The organism is Brevibacterium ammoniilyticum, from assembly GCF_038429965.1.
GTDB lineage: Bacteria > Actinomycetota > Actinomycetes > Actinomycetales > Brevibacteriaceae > Brevibacterium > Brevibacterium ammoniilyticum.
Genome location: NZ_BAABNP010000004.1, coordinates 61,967 through 78,814, shown reverse-complemented (window position 1 = coordinate 78,814; position 16,848 = coordinate 61,967). Strand labels below are relative to the sequence as shown.

14 protein-coding genes are annotated in these 16,848 nt (G+C 69.2%); 12 read left to right on the top strand and 2 right to left on the bottom strand.

What is annotated here, in order from left to right:
• Positions 1-57: 57 nt before the first annotated feature.
• From AAHA49_RS05990 to AAHA49_RS05955, 8 genes are all read left to right on the top strand, one after another.
• Positions 58-1,287 carry a glutamate dehydrogenase gene (locus AAHA49_RS05990; protein ID WP_342037591.1) on the top strand — a complete coding sequence of 410 codons (1,230 nt, stop codon included), beginning with the start codon at positions 58-60 and terminating at the stop codon, positions 1,285-1,287.
• A 7-nt stretch (positions 1,288-1,294) separates the two neighbouring features.
• On the top strand, positions 1,295-3,433 hold the full coding sequence (locus tag AAHA49_RS05985; RefSeq protein WP_342037590.1) for an acetate--CoA ligase family protein: 2,139 nt from the start codon (positions 1,295-1,297) through the stop codon (positions 3,431-3,433).
• A 16-nt stretch (positions 3,434-3,449) separates the two neighbouring features.
• On the top strand, positions 3,450-5,078 hold the full coding sequence (locus AAHA49_RS05980) for a thiamine pyrophosphate-dependent enzyme (RefSeq protein WP_342037589.1): 1,629 nt from the start codon (positions 3,450-3,452) through the stop codon (positions 5,076-5,078).
• 100 nt (positions 5,079-5,178) lie between these two features.
• Positions 5,179-6,513 carry an acyl-CoA dehydrogenase family protein gene (locus AAHA49_RS05975; RefSeq protein ID WP_342037588.1) on the top strand — a complete coding sequence of 445 codons (1,335 nt, stop codon included), beginning with the start codon at positions 5,179-5,181 and terminating at the stop codon, positions 6,511-6,513.
• Positions 6,514-6,570: 57 nt separating this feature from the next.
• The gene (locus AAHA49_RS05970) at positions 6,571-7,197 is read left to right on the top strand and encodes a superoxide dismutase (RefSeq protein WP_009378466.1); all 627 of its coding nucleotides are present in this window, start codon (positions 6,571-6,573) and stop codon (positions 7,195-7,197) included.
• Positions 7,198-7,426: 229 nt separating this feature from the next.
• On the top strand, positions 7,427-7,969 hold the full coding sequence (locus tag AAHA49_RS05965) for a GNAT family N-acetyltransferase (RefSeq protein WP_342037587.1): 543 nt from the start codon (positions 7,427-7,429) through the stop codon (positions 7,967-7,969).
• A gap of 285 nt (positions 7,970-8,254) precedes the next feature.
• Entirely contained in the window at positions 8,255-8,995 is a 741-nt protein-coding gene (gene dapB / locus AAHA49_RS05960; RefSeq protein ID WP_342037586.1) for a 4-hydroxy-tetrahydrodipicolinate reductase, read from the top strand.
• Positions 8,995-9,444 carry a tetratricopeptide repeat protein gene (locus AAHA49_RS05955; RefSeq protein WP_342037585.1) on the top strand — a complete coding sequence of 150 codons (450 nt, stop codon included), beginning with the start codon at positions 8,995-8,997 and terminating at the stop codon, positions 9,442-9,444. Before dapB ends, AAHA49_RS05955 begins: the two co-directional genes overlap by 1 nt.
• Before the next feature lie 24 nt (positions 9,445-9,468).
• Here AAHA49_RS05955 and AAHA49_RS05950 read toward each other — a convergent pair whose 3' ends face one another.
• The gene (locus tag AAHA49_RS05950; RefSeq protein ID WP_342037584.1) at positions 9,469-10,710 is read right to left on the bottom strand and encodes a heparan-alpha-glucosaminide N-acetyltransferase domain-containing protein; all 1,242 of its coding nucleotides are present in this window, start codon (positions 10,708-10,710) and stop codon (positions 9,469-9,471) included.
• 56 nt (positions 10,711-10,766) lie between these two features.
• Here AAHA49_RS05950 and ypfJ point away from each other — a divergent pair, with 56 nt between their 5' ends.
• From ypfJ to AAHA49_RS05935, 3 genes are all read left to right on the top strand, one after another.
• Entirely contained in the window at positions 10,767-11,645 is an 879-nt protein-coding gene (ypfJ, locus tag AAHA49_RS05945; protein ID WP_342037583.1) for a KPN_02809 family neutral zinc metallopeptidase, read from the top strand.
• Between the two features lie 90 nt (positions 11,646-11,735).
• Complete coding sequence (locus tag AAHA49_RS05940; RefSeq protein WP_342037582.1) at positions 11,736-13,724, top strand: oxidoreductase; 1,989 nt, start codon at positions 11,736-11,738, stop codon at positions 13,722-13,724.
• Positions 13,721-14,356, top strand: a complete 636-nt coding sequence (locus tag AAHA49_RS05935) for a TetR/AcrR family transcriptional regulator (protein ID WP_342037581.1) — start codon at positions 13,721-13,723, stop codon at positions 14,354-14,356. Before AAHA49_RS05940 ends, AAHA49_RS05935 begins: the two co-directional genes overlap by 4 nt.
• Before the next feature lie 97 nt (positions 14,357-14,453).
• On the opposite strand, the gene AAHA49_RS05930 is transcribed toward AAHA49_RS05935, so the two are convergent.
• Positions 14,454-15,761: an ATP-binding protein gene (locus tag AAHA49_RS05930; RefSeq protein ID WP_342037580.1), complete on the bottom strand. Its 1,308-nt coding sequence runs from the start codon at positions 15,759-15,761 to the stop codon at positions 14,454-14,456.
• A 148-nt stretch (positions 15,762-15,909) separates the two neighbouring features.
• Here AAHA49_RS05930 and dapA point away from each other — a divergent pair, with 148 nt between their 5' ends.
• Positions 15,910-16,830, top strand: coding sequence for a 4-hydroxy-tetrahydrodipicolinate synthase (gene dapA, locus AAHA49_RS05925; RefSeq protein ID WP_342037579.1), 921 nt, complete (start codon positions 15,910-15,912; stop codon positions 16,828-16,830).
• Positions 16,831-16,848: the final 18 nt, after the last annotated feature.

Sequence of the window (16,848 nt, the reverse complement as noted above, 5' to 3'; positions counted from 1 at the left end):
GGAATCTTACTGAACCGTGGTTCAGTAAGCGCTCGTGCACACCACCTCGGAGGCCCCATGTTCATGGACATCACCTGGCAGGATCCCGTCACCGGCACCCGCGGCTTCGTTGTCGTCGACACCCTCGTGCGCGGGGCGGCCTCCGGTGGTCTGCGGATGCGTCAGGGCTGCACGCTCGAGGAGGTGCGCGGCCTGGCCGAAGGGATGACCCGCAAGGAGGCGATCCACCTCGTGCCCGGCCGGAAGTACGTGCCCGTCGGAGGCGCGAAGGGCGGCATCGACTTCGACCCCCGCGCCGAAGGCGCACTCGACGTCCTCGAACGCTTCCTCGTCGACCTCAACCCGATCATGCGCACGTACTGGGCGCTCGGCGAGGACCTCGGGGTGCGGCAGGACGATATCGACGAGATCCTCGCCCGCCGCGGACTCGGCAGTGGGATCAGCGCCGTCGAGAAGCTCATGGACGACCCCGAGGAGGCCGGTCGGCGGTCGATCACCGCGTTCGACACGATCGTTGCGGGCATGCCCCAGGATGAGCTCGTCGGCGGACTCGGGGTGGCCACCTCGGCGATCGCCGCGCTCACCGCTGACGGCCGCAGCCCGGAGGGCACGACCGCCGTCATCCAGGGGTTCGGGTCGATGGGCGGGGCGACCGCCCGCTTCCTCGCCGAGGCGGGGGTCCGGATCGTCGGCATCGCCGACGCCGACGGGCTCGTCTCCAACCCCGCCGGACTCGACGTCGAGGCCCTGCTCGCCACCCGCGATCCCTTCGGCGGTGTCTCCCGTGACGCGCTGCGACCGGAGGATAAGGTCACCGACAGGGACGAGTGGCTCGCCGCCGACTGCGACATCCTCATCCCCGCCGCCGTCAGCTATGCGATCACCCCGGACAACTGCGAGCGGATCCGCGCCTCCTACATCGTCGAGGCCGCGAACATGCCCGTCCTGCCCGAGGCCGAGGCGATGCTCGCCGAACGCGGAGTCGTCATCGTCCCCGACTTCCTCGCGAACTCCGCGACGAACGCGTGGTGGTGGTGGGTCGCCTTCGGCGACATCGACGGCAGTTGGGAGCAGAGCCGGACGATCATCGAGGACACCCTCACCGCGCTGACGACCGAGGTGCTCACCGCAGCCAAGGACGCGGGCATCAGCCCACGGCGAGCCGCGCAGGCGCGGGTCGATGCGAACCTCGAGACTCTGAGCGGGCGGGAGCCCTCAGTGGGATCGGCTGCCTCAGAGGGCACGCCCGCCTCGGCGGGATCATCAGCCTCGGCGGGCGCAGAGTAGACCCGACGTGGACCCGTTCTTCGATCCCAGCAGCGTCGCTGTCCTCGGAGCCTCGAACGACCCGGCGAAGTGGGGTTTCTGGCTCGCCGCGGGAGCACTGACCGGTGCCGACCGGCGCCGCGTCCACCTCATCAACGCCCGGGCCACCTCGATCCAGGGCGCACCCGTCCACGCGAGCCTGTCCGAGCTGCCCGAAGCACCCGAACTCCTCGTCATCTCCGTGCCCGGACCCGGCGTGCCGGCCCTCGTCGCCGAGGCGCTCGATCTCGGTGTGCGCGCGTTCCTCATCGTCTCCACCCGGGTCCCGCAGGCGACAGAGCTTGCCGAGACGATCACGGCAGCTGGCGCCCGACTCATCGGCCCCGGGTCGCTCGGTCTCGTCGATGCGGGCGCGGACCTGCTCCTCGCCTGGGGCCACTTCACCCCCGGTTCGCTCGCCGTGGTCACCCAGAGCGGACAGCTCGGCTCCGAGATCGCCACGCTCTCGGCCCGCAGCGGCCTCGGGATCTCCCGGTTCGCCTCGATCGGCGGTCAGTCCGACGTCCGGGCCGCTGAGATCCTCGACTCCCTCGTCACCGACCCGAACACGAGCCAGGTCGCCCTCTACCTCGAATCGTTCACCGGGGGCGCGGCACTCGTGTCCGCGATGCAGCGCCTGCGCGCGGCGGGCAAACCGACGATGATCCTCACCACCGGCGCCTCGAATGCGGGCAGACGGCTGGCGCGCTCCCACACGGGGGCGCTCACCTCGGCGATCGACGCCGTCGACGCCGCGTGCCGCAAGGCGGGGGCGATCCGGCTGTCCTCGCCCTCGGAGATCGTCGAACTCGCCGGATTCTTCGCCTCCTCATGGCTGCCGGCCGGCCCGCGGGTCGCGATCGTCTCCGATTCCGGCGGGCAGGGCGCGATCGCCGCGGACATGGCCGAGGTCCACGGGCTGAGAGTCGATCCCGTCGCGGCGGACGTGCGGGCCCGCATCGAAGCGCTCCTGCCCGAGGCCGGACACATCGACAACCCCGTCGACCTCGACGGCGCAGGAGAAAAGGACCTCGGCATCTACGCCCGGGTCGTTGCCGAACTCCTCGCCGATGACTCCGTCGACGCCGTCGTCCTCAGCGGCTACTTCGGCTGCTACGGGGAGAACGCTCCCGAACTCCTCACCGCCGAGCTGGCCGAGGTCGAGGAGCTCGGGCGGGCGGCACGCGAGCACCGCAAGCCCCTGCTCGTCCACTCGATGAGCGCCGACTCCCAGGCCGTGGCCGACATGTGGTCCCGCGCCGTGCCCTGCTACCGCTCGATCGACACGACGGTGCGGGTGCTCTCGCGTGCCGTGTTCTACTCCTCCCATGCCGGTCGGATCGCCGAGGCGCTCGAGCTCTCGGGGGCTGTGACCCCGTGGGGTCCCGGCTACGCCGCGGCCCGGGACACGATCGTCGCGGCCGGCGTCGAGGTGCCCCGTGCAGCCGCTGTCGGCCCCGGTGAGGACCTCGCCGAGGCGGTCGCCGCGGCCGGGATCGACCCGCCGTTCGTCCTCAAAGCCGGGTGGCCTGCGCACAAGACCGAGGTCGGAGGCATCGCCTTGGGCCTTCCCGACGTCACCGCGCTGGAGGCCGCGCACACGGACATGGTGGGCCGCCTCGGCGAGGGGGAGTACATCGTCGAGGAGATGGACTCACGCGATCACGTCGTCGAGATCCTCGTCGGCGGGCGGCAGGACGAGAACTTCGGTCCCATCGTCATGGTCGGGGCAGGCGGGACGGAGACCGAGCTCTACGGTGACACCCGGCTAGAACTCGCTCCCGTGTCACGGGCCGAGGCCCACGACATGCTCTCGAATCTCAAGTGCTTCCCGCTGCTGCAGAAGTGGCGCGGCCGGCCCGCCCGCGATCTCGAGGCGCTCATCGACGTCGTCGTCTCCGTCTCCCGCCTCATCGCGGCGAACAATGCCATCGCCGAGGTCGAGATCAACCCGGTCCGGGTCGGGGAGACCGGCGCGATCGCCGTCGACGCCCTCGTCCTCACCGATCCGGCTGCGACCGAGGACGAGGGGGCCGGCGCACCGAGCGCAGCGGAGGTCGCAGCACACGACAACTTCGACACCGTCGGACACGACAACTCCGAGCCCGTGAGCACATCTCACCCATGAGAAGGGACGCGCAAGCATGATCACCACCGGCGGCGGCCACCTGGCCAGAGCCCTGGCCGCGGAGGGCATCACCCGGGTCTTCGGCATCCCCGGCACCCACAACCTCGAGATCTTCGCGCAGCTGAGCGAGCACGGCATCGAGATCGTCTCCCCACGCCACGAGCAGGGCGCAGGCTATATGGCCGACGGGGCCGCACGGACGAGCGGGGACGTCCAGGTCGTCGTCACGACGACCGGACCCGCAGCGCTCAACGCCCTCACCGCGCTCCTGCAGTCGTACACGGATTCGGTGCCCGTCCTCCTCATCAGCCCCGGCATGCCGCTCGACCATCCGGGACGCGGCAACGGACTCCTCCACGAGGTCCGCAACCAGGGGCTGGCGATCGAGGCGGTCCTCGGCGAGAGCCACCGGGTGAGCAGCGTCGGCGAGGTACCGCTCGCCGTCGGTCAGGCCCTGTCCGCGATGTGTTCGGGCCGACCGCGCCCGGCCTACATCGAGATCCCGCTCGACCTCATCGAAGCCACCGGGCCCGGCGTCGACCACCCTGCCGTGGCCCGTCCGCACCCGCAGGTCGATCTTGCTGCGATCGAGACCGCCGCCGAGGCGCTCACCGACTCCCAGCGTCCGCTGCTCATCGTCGGGGCCGGGGCGCGTAGGGCCGGTGAGGCGATCGCGGGTCTCGCCGGGGCGCTCGGGGCGGGGATCATCCTGTCCTCGAACGCGAAGGGAATCGTCTCCGACTCCGACCCCTCCGTGCTCGGAGCCATCGGGTTCCTGCCGGAGCTGCCGACCGTCCTCGAGCAGGCCGACGCCGTCGTCGCCATCGGCACCGAACTCGCCCCCAGCGACTTCTGGCCCGCACCCCTCCCGGTGCCGGAGACCGTCGTGCGCATCGACATCGACGAACAGCAGATGCTGACCAACGCCGTCGTCACCGCACCGATCCTCGCCGACGCCGCCGACGCCTCGGCGTTGCTTGCCGAGGCCGTCCGCACCCGACGCAGCGCCGCAGCCGTCGAGGCCGCCCGCCGATGGCGTTCGGATCTGGCGGAGACCGTCGCCGAGGCGGCAGCCCGGGAGGGCGAACCGTGGGCGGAACTGTGCGAAGGCCTCAACGCCTTCACCGCGCTCGCCGAGTCGCCGGTCATCGTCGCCGCGGATTCGACGATGGCCTGCTACTACGGCGTTCAGACCGGGTGGCGGGCGAGGCCTGGCGACCGGTTCCTCTACCCGGCGGGTGCCGGCACCCTCGGCTACGGGCTGCCGGCGGGCATCGGAGCGAAGCTCGCCGAACCCGGGGCGCGTGTCGTCGCCGTCGAAGGCGACGGCGGGTCGATGTTCACGATCGCCGAACTCGCCGCCGCCGTCCAGGACGAGGTCACCGTCGCCCTCGTCATCGTCGACAACGGCGGCTACGGGGAGATCCGAAACGAGATGGTCGACCGCGGGGACACCCCCTCCGGCGTCGTCCTGCGCGGCCCCGACTTCCCCGCACTCGCCGAGGCGATGGGCGCACGGGGCGTCCACGTCGACGGTGCGGGCGAGCTCACGGCGGCGCTCGCCTCGGCGATGGAGCACCCCGGACCCACCCTCATCCACATCACCGAGGACTCCCGAGCCGCCGCGGACATGCTCGGTCGGTGATCCCGACCCGGCTGACGCACCGCCTGAACCGACCACACCGACCACACCGATCCCACGATCGCCGTCATCGCGACGGCCGAGATCGTGACGAAGGAGAGCAATGACCTACACCCCCTGGCCGCTCAGCGACGAGCAGGCCGCCGTCATCGACCTGTGCCGGACGTTCGCCCGCGAGCAGATCCGCCCGGCCGCGCGCGCCGTCGACGAGGCCGACACAGAGTCGCCGGTCGGGCTGTTCGCGCAGGCGGCGAAACTCGGCATCACCGATTTCATGATCCCTGAGGAGTACGGCGGGGGAGGGTTCACCGACGTCTTCACCCAGTGCCTCGTCCAGGAGCAGCTGTGCTTCGGGGATCCGGGCATCGGGAACTTCGTGTGCTCGAACGGGTTCTTCGCCGATCCGATCCTCGCACTCGGCACCGAGGAGCAGAAGGAGGCCTGGTTGCGCCCGCTGACCGGGGACGCCCCGGTCTTCACGGCGCTCGCGACGACGGAACCGGGCTCGGGATCGGACTCGGCGTCGATCATCACCCGTGCCGACAGGGCCGAGGGCGGGTACGTGCTCAACGGGCAGAAGGCCTGGATCTCCAACGCCGGGCTCGCCGACTTCTACGTCGTCTTCGCCAAGACCGACCCCGTTCAGCGTTCGCGAGGGGTCAGCGCGTTCCTGCTCGAGAAGGGCACCGCCGGCATGGAGTTCGGGGCGCCGATGAAGAAGATGGGGCAGCGGGCCATCGTGTGTCGGGAGATCTTCTTCTCCGACGCGTTCGTGCCTGAGGCGAACCGCCTCGGCGGGGAGGGGCAGGGGTTCTACGGGCTCATGCGCACCTTCGACATCTCCCGGGTCGTCCTCGGTGCGGCGGCGCTGGGCACCGCGCGCGCGGCCTACGAATACGCCCGCGACTACGCCCGGGAGCGCACGCAGTTCGGGAAGCCGATCATCGACCACCAGGCGGTCGCGTTCCGTCTGGCCGACATGTCCGCGCGCATCGACGCGGCATGGCTGCAGGTGCTCAACGCCGCCCGGATGATCGACGCGGGTGAGGCGGTGTCACGGGAACGGGTGACCGCCTCGGCGGCGATGGCGAAGCTGGGCGCCTCGGAGACGGCGATGTTCTGCACGTGGGCGGCCGTCCAGACCCTCGGCGGCTGGGGGTACTCGCGGGAGCATCCCGTCGAGCAGTGGATGCGCGATGCCAAGCTCGAGGAGATCGAGGAAGGCACGAGCGACATCATGCGTCTGCTCATCTCCCGCAACCTGNGGGGGCCCCCCCCCGGCGGGGGTGGGCAGTGGACGCCGGCAGACGCCAACGGCGGGGTTCGGCGGGGACGATGGGCCGCCTCGGCGGGGGTGGGAGGGAACGTGAGAATCGTTCGCGATCCCCGGAATAGCCCGGCGCTGGACTGTGTTGTTCGAGATGAGGCCCTGATATAGGGTCGAAAATGAAGCCGCCGGTCAAGGCGGGCATCAATTCTCTTCAGGAGGAATCTCATGGCTGAGCAGTACACACTTCCGGAACTGCCCTACGACTACTCCGCTCTCGAGCCGCACATCTCGGCTCGCATCATGGAGCTGCATCACGACAAGCACCACGCGACCTACGTCAAGGGCGCGAACACCGCGGTCGAGCAGATCGCCGAAGCCCGCGAGAGCGGCAACCTCGCGAACCTGCCCAAGCTCATCCGTGACCTCTCGTTCAACCTCGGCGGCCACGTCAATCACTCGATCTTCTGGCAGAACATGTCCCCGGACGGCGGTGACAAGCCCGTCGGCGAGCTCGCCGCGGCGATCGACGACCAGTTCGGCTCCTTCGACAAGTTCCGCGAGGTCTTCACGACCGCTGCGACGACGATCCAGGGTTCGGGTTGGGCCGTGCTCGTCTACGATCAGCTCGGCGGCAACCTCTTCGTCGAACAGCTCCACGACCAGCAGTCGGACATCCAGCAGGGCGGCACCCCGATCCTCCAGCTCGACATGTGGGAGCACGCGTTCTACCTCGACTACCAGAACGTCAAGCCCGACTACGTCAAGGCGTGGTGGAACATCGTCAACTGGGAGGACGCCGGCGCTCGCTTCGACCGCGCGGTCAACCAGACCAAGGGTCTCCTCCTCGGCTGAGACGCCTTCCTGATCTGAGCGTGCACGCTCGAACATTGACGCTCGCTCACCCGGCGGCCCGGACTCCATCGCAGAGTCCGGGCCGCCGTCGTCGTCGGGGCGTCGTGCCCCATCTCAGAAACCCTCCGGGCGCTCAGCCACCCGGCGCCAGGTTGCTCAGCGCCCGGAAGGTGGCTCGAACGCTGGCAATGCGAGCAGGCCTGAGTGGTTCGCTGGGTAGGGTGAGTGCATGTCCGTACATCTGCGCGCATGGCGGCCCTCCGACGCCGAGGCGCTTGCCGAGATCTTCGACGCCGCCGATCCCGAGCTTCTGAGCAATATCCCCGATGACCGAAGCGCCACCGGTGCAGGGGAGTGGCTCGACCGGGTGAGTGCCTCCGAGTCGGACGGCACCGCGTACGCCTGCGCGATCGTCGGGGACGACGACAGCCTCCTCGGCAATGTCATGGCCTCGGGCATCGAACGGCGACATTCGACGGCGTGGATCTCCTACTGGCTCAGATCCGCGGCTCGCGGTCGGGGACTGGCCTCGGCAGCACTGCGCACTCTCGTCGACACCCTCCACGACGATCTTGAGATCCACCGCCTCGAACTCGGGTACCGGGTGAACAATCCCGCTTCCGGCATGGTGGCGAAATCAGCCGGATTCCTCGTCGAGGGCCGTGAACGCGAGAAGCTGCTCTATGACGGCGTCCGCTTCGACACCGAGGTGGCCGCACGACTCGCGACCGACCCACGCGGTTCCGGTCACCGCCTTCCGCTTCGCAGATGATGCCTCATTTGCCGCGGCATCGCCGTGCTCTGCCGAGGCATCGACGTGCCCGAGTGCTCATTCGCCTCGACTCGGANCCCCCCCCCCCCCCCCCGGAAGGTGGCTCGAACGCTGACAATGCGTGCAGGCCCGAGTCGCTAGACTGTTCTGCGGGCGAAACCGTCCGTCACCGGTCAACTCCGGTCACAGACGAATCGTCAGTGCACATGGACGAATCGCCCGCGCAGACGGACAGACTGTCACCGTCAACAGAGTCAACTGAAGTTCGCAAAAGGGAGTGAGCGCATGAAGGTCGCCGTCATCGGAGCGCACGGGCGCATGGGTGCGCAGGCCGTCGAGGCCGTCAAGGACGCCGAGGGGCTCGAGCTCGTCGCCGCACTCGGCAGCTCCGACTCACTCGAGTCGCTGCTGGACCTCGATGTCGACGTTGCCGTCGAACTCACGGTGCCCAAGGCCACCGAGGACAATGTCCGCTTCCTCGTCGAGCACGACATCGACACCGTCGTCGGCACCACCGGCTGGAATGCCGAGCGCCTCGACCGCATCAAGGCCCTCCTCGCCGAGCACCCCGAGACCGCGGTGCTCATCGCCCCGAACTTCTCGATCGGCGCGGTGCTCGCGATGCGCTTCGCCGAGGTGGCCGCCCCCTACTTCGACTCCGCCGAAGTCGTCGAGATCCACCACCCCCGCAAACTCGACGCCCCGTCCGGCACCGCAGTGCACACGGCGCAGCGCATCGCCGCCGCCCGCAAGGCAGCCGACCTGCCGGCCGTGCCCGACGCCACCGACTCCGATCCCGACGGTGCCCGCGGAGCCGTCATCGACGGCATCCACGTCCACGCGATCCGCCAGCTCGGGATGACCGCCTCGGAGGAGATCCACTTCGGTGCCGCCGGGGAAGCGCTGACGATCCGCACGGACTCGTTCTCCACCTCGGCGTTCATGCCGGGGATCATCACGGCCGTGCGCGCGATCGGGGACCGCACCGGCCTCGTGCACGGCCTCGAGAACATCCTCGACCTCTGATGTCGAAAGCCAAGATCGGGGCGATCGTCGTCTCCGTCCTGCTCGCCTTCTACTTCGTCATCATGGGGCAGCGGGCATGGATCCTCATCCGCGAACCCGACCTCGTGCCCAAGCTCATGGGCGTCGCGCTCTTCGTCCTGCCCGTCGTCGGCGCGTGGGCGCTCATCATGGAGCTCCTCTTCGGTTCCCGGATGGAGAAGCTCGCCCGGATCCTCGAGACCGAAGGCGGACTGCCCGTCGATGACCTGCCCCGCACTCCCGGTGGCCGGATCGTCCAGGAGGCCGCCGACGAGGCGTTCGCCCAGTATCAGGCCGAAGCCGAGGCCGCTCCCGACGACTGGCGTTCGTGGTTCCGGCTCTCGTGCGCCTACGATGCCAGCGGCGACCGGCGTCGAGCGCGGTCGACGATGCGCAAGGCGATCACGATGGAGCGCGCCGGCCGGGCCTGAGGCCACAGCGGCATCGAGACCGGGTCACCCGTCGCGAGGCTCTGCCGGTTGCGGCCGCTTCGGGCTGACGGCCTTGACGAGTTTGGCGATCACCCCTTCGAGCGGTCCCCGCGGACTGACGAACAGCTTCCACACGATCGCAAAGACGATGAAGCCCACGGCGTGGATGGCGTACTCCGTGGTCAGCTTCACCGGGTCACCGGCCTCGACCATCGGCGCCGGCTGGAAGATCGGGTGGGTGATCTCGACGAGGGCGACATGGGCGGCATAGACGGTCAGCGGCATCGATCCCGGAGCGCTGAGGGGAGCGAGCAGCCATGCGCGTCTGCCCAACAGGACTGCGGCGGCCTGGCACACGGCGATCGCCGCGAGTGAGGTGCCGGCGGTGGAGATGAGGTCGAAGGGTGTGGCCGAATGCGGTCCCGCGATCGTCAGCCACCACCACGAATCTGGTGGAGTGACGCCGTAGCTGTTGATGTAGAGCGCGGCGTTGAGGTCTGCCCCGCTGGCATTGGCCACCGCCTCGAGTTCCTGACGACCGCCGGCGACATTGAGCAGCAGCCACGAGGATCCGCGGCCGAGTGCGACGAGCGCGACCCCGACGAGGAAGAGCTTCGTGAGCTGCTTGTTGATGTCGGTCTTCGCCACGGCCATGCCGAGGAGGATGTAGGCCATCCACTGGATGATCGGATAGTACCCGGTGAGGACGAGCTCGAGCACAGCATTCTCAAGCGATGCGAGATCGGTCCACGACAACGCCAGATAGGACGGCTCCAGGCCGAAGCTGCTGCGCACCCACATCGACACGATCGGGCTGAGCACCATCCACACGCCCGCGAGCGTGAACAGTGCCCAGGGCCGCAGCCGCAGGAAGAGCAGAGCGATGCCGAACATCACGCCGTAGTTGACGAGGATGACCGCGAGGTTCGTGGTGATCGCACCGAGGATGAGGCCGATGACGATGATCGAGGCCGCCCGGACGAGCACGCCGGGTGCGACGTCGCGCAGGCGTCCCGTGGCCGCCAGCGTTGAGCGCGTCGAGAGCACAAGCGAACATCCGGCGAGGACGGCGAAGAGCGCTGAGGCCCGTCCGGAGAAGATCGCGGCGAACGTCGGCATGCCGGCATCGTCGGTGAGCGGGTAGATGTGCGTGACCATCATCGTCAGCAGCGCCAAACCGCGTGCGGCATCGAGGCCGACGAGGCGACCCTGCGGGCTCAGTCTGGCGAGGATGCCCGCCGAGGCGGTCGCCGGGTGAGTGCTCATGGAACGATTCTCACACGCTTGGTCACAATTCGGTAAGGCTTCGGTATCTTATTGCCATGACCTTCAACCCGAACGCCGACATCAGCACCAATCGGACAAGCCGCCGTGGCCGAAACACGGCGATCGCCGGTGGCGGCGTCGGTGTCGTCGGACTCCTCATCTTCCTCATCGGCCCACTCCTCGGTGTCGATCTCACCGGTCTCATCGGTGACACGGCGATCGAGAGCGGGGAGCGACCGGGATCGTCGAACGAAGCCGCGATGCTCCAATGCGACACCGGCGCGGACGCGAACCGCTCGACCGACTGCCGGATGGCAGGTGCCCAGGTCGTCCTCGACGACTACTGGGCGCAGCAGGTCAACGGGTACACCCCGCCCCGACTGACGATCGTCGACGGACAGACGCCCACCCAATGCGGCACCGCATCGAACGCGGTGGGACCGTTCTACTGCCCGCCCGAACGCGGCGTCTACATCGACCCGACGTTCTTCGACGTCATGCGCCAGCAGTTCGGGGCCTCCGCCGACGACCTCGCGCAGCTCTACATCGTCGGCCACGAGTGGGGCCACCACATCCAGAACATCACCGGCACGATGGACCGCTACCCGAACAACGGCACCGGACCGGAGAGCAACGGGGTTCGCACCGAACTCCAGGCCGACTGCTACGCGGGGGCGTGGCTCGGGGACGTCACGACGCTCACCGACGACAACGGCACCCCGTACCTCGAACCGCCCACGCAGAAGCAGCTTGACGATGCGCTCAACGCCGCCTTCGTCGTCGGCGACGACTACATCCAGCAGCAGTCCGGGTTCGTCAACCCGGAGAGCTTCACCCACGGCACCAGCGAGCAGCGCCAGCGCTGGTTCACCAACGGCTACGACAGGGGGCTCGGCAGCTGCGACGCCTTCGCCGTGCCGGGCAGCCAGCTCTGAGCCGCGACCCGGCCCCCTACGCCTCTTCCCCGGTTATCTATACCGTGATATGAATAATGGGTCAGCTCCCGCATGCATCAAGGTCGATCCATGTCTCACCTCTTTCCCCATCTCTTCGAACCGATCACCCTGGGCCCTCGGACCATCCGAAACCGCATCGTCTCATCCGGTCATGACACGGTCCTCGACGAGCACGGGCAGATCGGCCCCGACCTCGTCGCCTACCACGAAGCCCGAGCCGCCGGCGGCTGCGGGCTCATCGTCCTCCAGGTCTCCGGGGTCCACGAGACCGCGCGCTACACCAACCACGTCCTCATGGCCACCGACGACTCCGCGGTCCCCGGCTACCGCGCGGTCGCCGGGGCCGTCCACCGCCACGGTGCGACGATCTTCGCCCAGCTCTTCCATCCCGGCCGGGAGGTCATGGACGGTGAACGCGGGATGGCACCGCGCGCGGTCGCCCCGAGCGACGCCCCGCAGGAGCGCTTCAAGGTCGTCCCCGAAGCGCTGAGCACCGCCGAGGTCGAAGACATCATCGCCGGCTATGCCACCTCGGCGGCCCGCATCGCCTCAAGCGGCATCGACGGCGTCGAGATCGTCGCCAGCCACGGTTACCTGCCCATCCAGTTCTTCAACCCCCGCATCAACACCCGCACCGACCGGTACGGCGGGTCCCCGGAGAACCGCCGCCGCTTCCTCGCCGAGGTGGTCACCGCCGTCCGTGCCGCCGTCGGCCCCGGCATCGTCGTTGGCCTGCGGATCTCCGGTGAGGAGAAGACCGAGGACGGCCTCGTCGCCACCGAGATCCTCGACCTCATCGGCCACCTCGACGACCTCGAGGCCCTCGACTACTACTCGGTGACCGCCGGGGACTCCTCGACCCTCCAGGGCGCCGTCCACATCGTGCCCTCGATGCAGATCGACCCCGGCTACGCGACGAACCTCTCCGCCCAGGTCAAGAAGGTCACCGACCGGCCCGTCATGGTCGCCGGCCGGATCAACCAACCTCACGAAGCCGAATCCGCGATCGCGGAGGGCCGCACGGACATGGCCGTCATGACCCGCGCGATGATCTGCGACCCCGAGATCGCCGCGAAATCGCAGCGCGACGCCGTCGACGAGATCCGCGCCTGCATCGGCTGCAACCAGGCGTGCATCGGCCACTTCCAGCAGGGCGTGCCCATCTCGTGCATCCAGCACCCCGAGACCGGCCGCGAACTCACCTTCCTTCCGCGCCCACGCGTGCGTCGGGCCCACCGCGTCCTCGTCATCGGCGGGGGACCGGGCGGTCTCAAGGCCGCCGCCGTCGCCGCCGAACAGGGCAATGACGTCGTCCTCTGCGAACGGGGACCCCACCTCGGCGGGGCCGTGCTGCTCGCCCAGACCCTGCCCTACCGGTCGGAATTCGGGGGTGCGGCGACGAACCTGTCCGCCGAGGCGGCCCGTGCCGGGGTCGAGATCCGCACCTCGACGCCGGTCACCCAGGACATCGTCGACGCCATCGCCGCCGACCATGTCATCGTCGCCACCGGCGCCGCCGAGCGGATGCCCGAGCTCGAGATCGCCGACGATGCGCTCGTCCTCGGTGCCCGCACCTACCTCGCCGACGAACCGAGACTGCCTGCGGGCCGGATCCTCGTCACGGATTGGAAGGGCGACTGGATCGGCCTCGGCATCGCGATCCGCCTCGCCGAGGCGGGCCACCCGGTCACCCTGGCCACCGCCGCGAACTTCGCCGGAGCCGCGATCCAGCAGTACACCCGCACTCTCCTCGTCTCCCAGGCGATGCGGGCGGGCGTCGAATTCCTCGGCGATGCCCGGCTCGTCGGCGTCGACGAGGACACCGGCTACCTCCAGTCGACGTTGTGCGAGATCGTCCACGAAGTCGAGAATGTGGCCGCGACGATCGTCTCCGGGGCCCCGCGAGCGGTGCGTCCCGACCTCGACTTCGGTGCCGCCGGCGTCACCGTCATCGGCGACGCTCTCGCCCCGCGGACCGTCGAGGAGGCCGTCTACGAGGGGCTTCTCGCCGCGACCGAGCTGGCGGACCGTGACCGCGCCGAAGCAGCGTCCGCATGAGTCCGCGACCGCAGCTGCCCGCCGAGGAGGTGGAGGCCAGGCGTGCGGCGATCCTCGCATCGGCCCTCACGGAGATCGTCCAGCGGGGTCCCGAGGCGGTGCGGATGAAGGACGTCGCCGCCGGTGCCGGGGTCTCCGTGGGCACCGTGCAGTACTACTTCACCAGCCGTGACGACCTCCTCGTCGAGGCGTTCTCGGCCCACAGCCGCGCTGTCATCGCGGAGATCGCCGCGCTGTCCGCGCGGTCCGGGACCGCGTGGGAGCGACTGCAGGCGACCTTCGCCGCCGTCCCGACCGTCGGATCCTATGAGCAGCGGTCGATCGTGTGGGTCGAACTCGTCGCCGCGGCCCGGCGCAGTCCCGTCCTCAACGACTGTGTCGCCGAGGTGTTCGCCGGGTGGCGCGGACACCTGCGGACCGTCATCGAGGCAGGCATCGCCGACGGCAGTCTTACACCCCGCCTCGATCCCGATCTCGTCGTCGACACGCTCATCGCTCAGATCGACGGCTTCGACCTCGCCGTCGCCGCAGGCCGCGAGGGCCTGAGTCCGGGGCAGATCGCAGCGAGCCTCGAATCGACGGCCGCCGCCCTCCTCGGGGTGCCCTGCGCGGTGCCGGCGGACTCGGTGTGAGACTCGACTCCGGCGTCTCGGCGACCGGACACCGAGGGACTACGCCCCGACACAGGCTGAGTCCGCGTCGCAGGCCGGACCGGAGACATCCTGGTCCTCACAGCCTCGCGATCGTCTGCACGTCGTCGCGGAACTCCCGCACCGTCTCCTCGGACACCGTCGCCCGGGTCGCCCGCAGGGCGTCGAGGTAGTTCTCCGTGCTCAGCACGTCCGAACGGGCATCGATGGGCACCTGATCCTTGCCCAGCGAGGCTGCGAGCGCCTCCTGCGAGGCCCGCCTGGCCGCATACTCGATGTCGGCCGGGGTGAGGCCGCTGCTCGCATCGACGAGCGCATCGACGTCGATGTCGGCGATGACGTGGTCGGGGATGTAGCGGGTCCAGATCGCATGCCGAGCCGTCTCGTCGGGCAGGCCGATGGGGATGACGTAGTCGAAGCGGCCGTGCCGGAGGAACGCGGCGTCGAGCGCGCGGACGAAGTTCGTCGCACAGATGAGCAGTCGGCCCTCCCGATCCCGGAATTCCGCGACCTGCTTGAGCAGCTCGTTCGTCACCCCCTGCGTCGGCGAGGGCGGCTCACCGCCGCGCTTCGAGGCGATCTCCTCGACCTCGTCGATGAAGACCACGGCATGCTCGAGTTCGCCGATCTGCTCGAACGACGTCCGCAGCCCCGCCGCCACCCCGCCGGGCTCCCCGGAGAGCCGGGAGGGGAAGAGTTCGACGAACGGCCAGTCGAGCCGTGAGGCCACCGCCTTCGCGAACGTCGTCTTGCCCGTGCCGGGCGGGCCGAAGAGCATGACCGCCCGGGGCGGGACGACCCCGAAATGATCGGCGAGGTCCGGTTCGGCCAAGGGCACGACGAGGCGGTCCTCGAGCATGTCCTTCTCCTCCTGCATCCCGCTCACCGCATCCCACAGGTGGCGGGGGAGGATGCGACCGCCGACGCTGCGGAGCAGATCGAGCTCCCGCCTCTGCACCGGCATCTGCCGCTCGAGGTATCGCAGCTGGGAGCGCACCTGGAAGCCGTTCGACTCGAGTCCCGCGAACGCCGGGGACTCCTCGGGCACGAGGATCGAGAGCTTCCCGAGCCCCAGCGGCATGAAATGGCGTTCGAGCGCATCGAGGAGCCCCGCCTCGGCGCCGTCGGCACCCGATGCCGAGGTCAGCACCTCGTCAAGGACATGGAAGAAGACGATCCACCCCTGCGCATGGGCGGCCCGCCCGACGGCGGCGCCGACGATCTCCTCACCCTGGACGGCGACGACGGCATGGTCGTTCTGGCACGAGGCGATGACCTCGGGCAGGGAGTACACGGGAGCTGAGACCGAGGACTGGGCGGCCTCCCAGAGGCGGACGATCCCGTCGAGGTCGTCGTCGTGGAAATCGCGGATGCGTGTGCGGCTCATCGAACTCTCCTGTCGGTGCAGTCGGCTCGGGGCGGGGCGGTCGTCGCGGGGCGTGAGCACAGCCTATGTGATCTGCGTCTCGGGCGACCACCTCGGCGCGCCTGGACCGGTTCCCTCCAGGTGAGGTGCACGGCGGTATCCTTGTCCCATGGCGATTCTCGGGGACAGCGCGGCGACCGCCGCCATCGATGCGTTCGGCACCGTCGGCACGGCAATGGTGACACCGTTCAACGACGACGGCACCATCGACTGGGCGGGTGTGGAGAAGGTCGCCGACCACCTCGTCAACCTCGGCAACGACATGCTCGTCGTCTCCGGCACCACCGGTGAGTCCCCGACGACGACCGATGAGGAGAAGATCGAACTCCTCCGCGTCGTCCGCTCCGCCGTGGGCACGCGGGCGAAGCTCATCGCCGGGACCGGGAACAATGTCACCGCGCACACCGTTGACCTCAGTGAGCGCTCGGCAGCCGCCGGCGCCGACGGCCTCCTCGTCGTCACCCCCTACTACTCGAAGCCGACGCAGCCGGCGATCGCCGCGCACATGCGGGCCGCCGCCGACTCCACCGACCTGCCGGTCATGCTCTACGACATCCCCGGACGCTCCGGAGTGCCGATCGACACGGACACGCTCATCGGGCTCGCCGACCACCCGAACATCCTCGCGGTCAAGGACGCCAAGGGCGACCTGTTCGCCTCGCAGACGGTGATGGCGCAATCCTCGCTCGCCTACTACTCGGGTGAGGACGCACTCAACCTGCCGTTGCTGGCCATCGGCGCCCTCGGCGTCGTCTCGGTGGCCGGGCACGTGTGCTCCGACCGCTTCGCGCGCATGGTCACGGCCGTGTACGAGAACGATCTCAACACAGCGCGCCGTCTCAGCTACGAGACCGCCGGCGTCGTCGACGCCCTCATGAACCACATGCCGGGAGTCATCTCGGCGAAGGCCGCACTGGAGGCCCAAGGAATACTGACCAACCGCGGAACCCGGATGCCGCTGCTCCCAGCAGATGAGGAGCAGTGCGCGTTCATCACCGCCCAACTGACCAGGAGTGGTTACCCAACGTGAATAACGCATTGACCCAAG

Coding starts and splice junctions, on each gene's coding strand:
- dapB (WP_342037586.1), top strand. CDS start 8,255: ATGAAGGTCGCCGTCATCGGAGCGCACGGGCGCATGGGTGCGCAGGCC.
- AAHA49_RS05930 (WP_342037580.1), bottom strand. CDS start 15,761: ATGAGCCGCACACGCATCCGCGATTTCCACGACGACGACCTCGACGGG.
- AAHA49_RS05950 (WP_342037584.1), bottom strand. CDS start 10,710: ATGAGCACTCACCCGGCGACCGCCTCGGCGGGCATCCTCGCCAGACTG.
- AAHA49_RS05965 (WP_342037587.1), top strand. CDS start 7,427: ATGTCCGTACATCTGCGCGCATGGCGGCCCTCCGACGCCGAGGCGCTT.
- dapA (WP_342037579.1), top strand. CDS start 15,910: ATGGCGATTCTCGGGGACAGCGCGGCGACCGCCGCCATCGATGCGTTC.
- AAHA49_RS05940 (WP_342037582.1), top strand. CDS start 11,736: ATGTCTCACCTCTTTCCCCATCTCTTCGAACCGATCACCCTGGGCCCT.
- ypfJ (WP_342037583.1), top strand. CDS start 10,767: ATGACCTTCAACCCGAACGCCGACATCAGCACCAATCGGACAAGCCGC.
- AAHA49_RS05935 (WP_342037581.1), top strand. CDS start 13,721: ATGAGTCCGCGACCGCAGCTGCCCGCCGAGGAGGTGGAGGCCAGGCGT.
- AAHA49_RS05980 (WP_342037589.1), top strand. CDS start 3,450: ATGATCACCACCGGCGGCGGCCACCTGGCCAGAGCCCTGGCCGCGGAG.
- AAHA49_RS05970 (WP_009378466.1), top strand. CDS start 6,571: ATGGCTGAGCAGTACACACTTCCGGAACTGCCCTACGACTACTCCGCT.
- AAHA49_RS05955 (WP_342037585.1), top strand. CDS start 8,995: ATGTCGAAAGCCAAGATCGGGGCGATCGTCGTCTCCGTCCTGCTCGCC.
- AAHA49_RS05990 (WP_342037591.1), top strand. CDS start 58: ATGTTCATGGACATCACCTGGCAGGATCCCGTCACCGGCACCCGCGGC.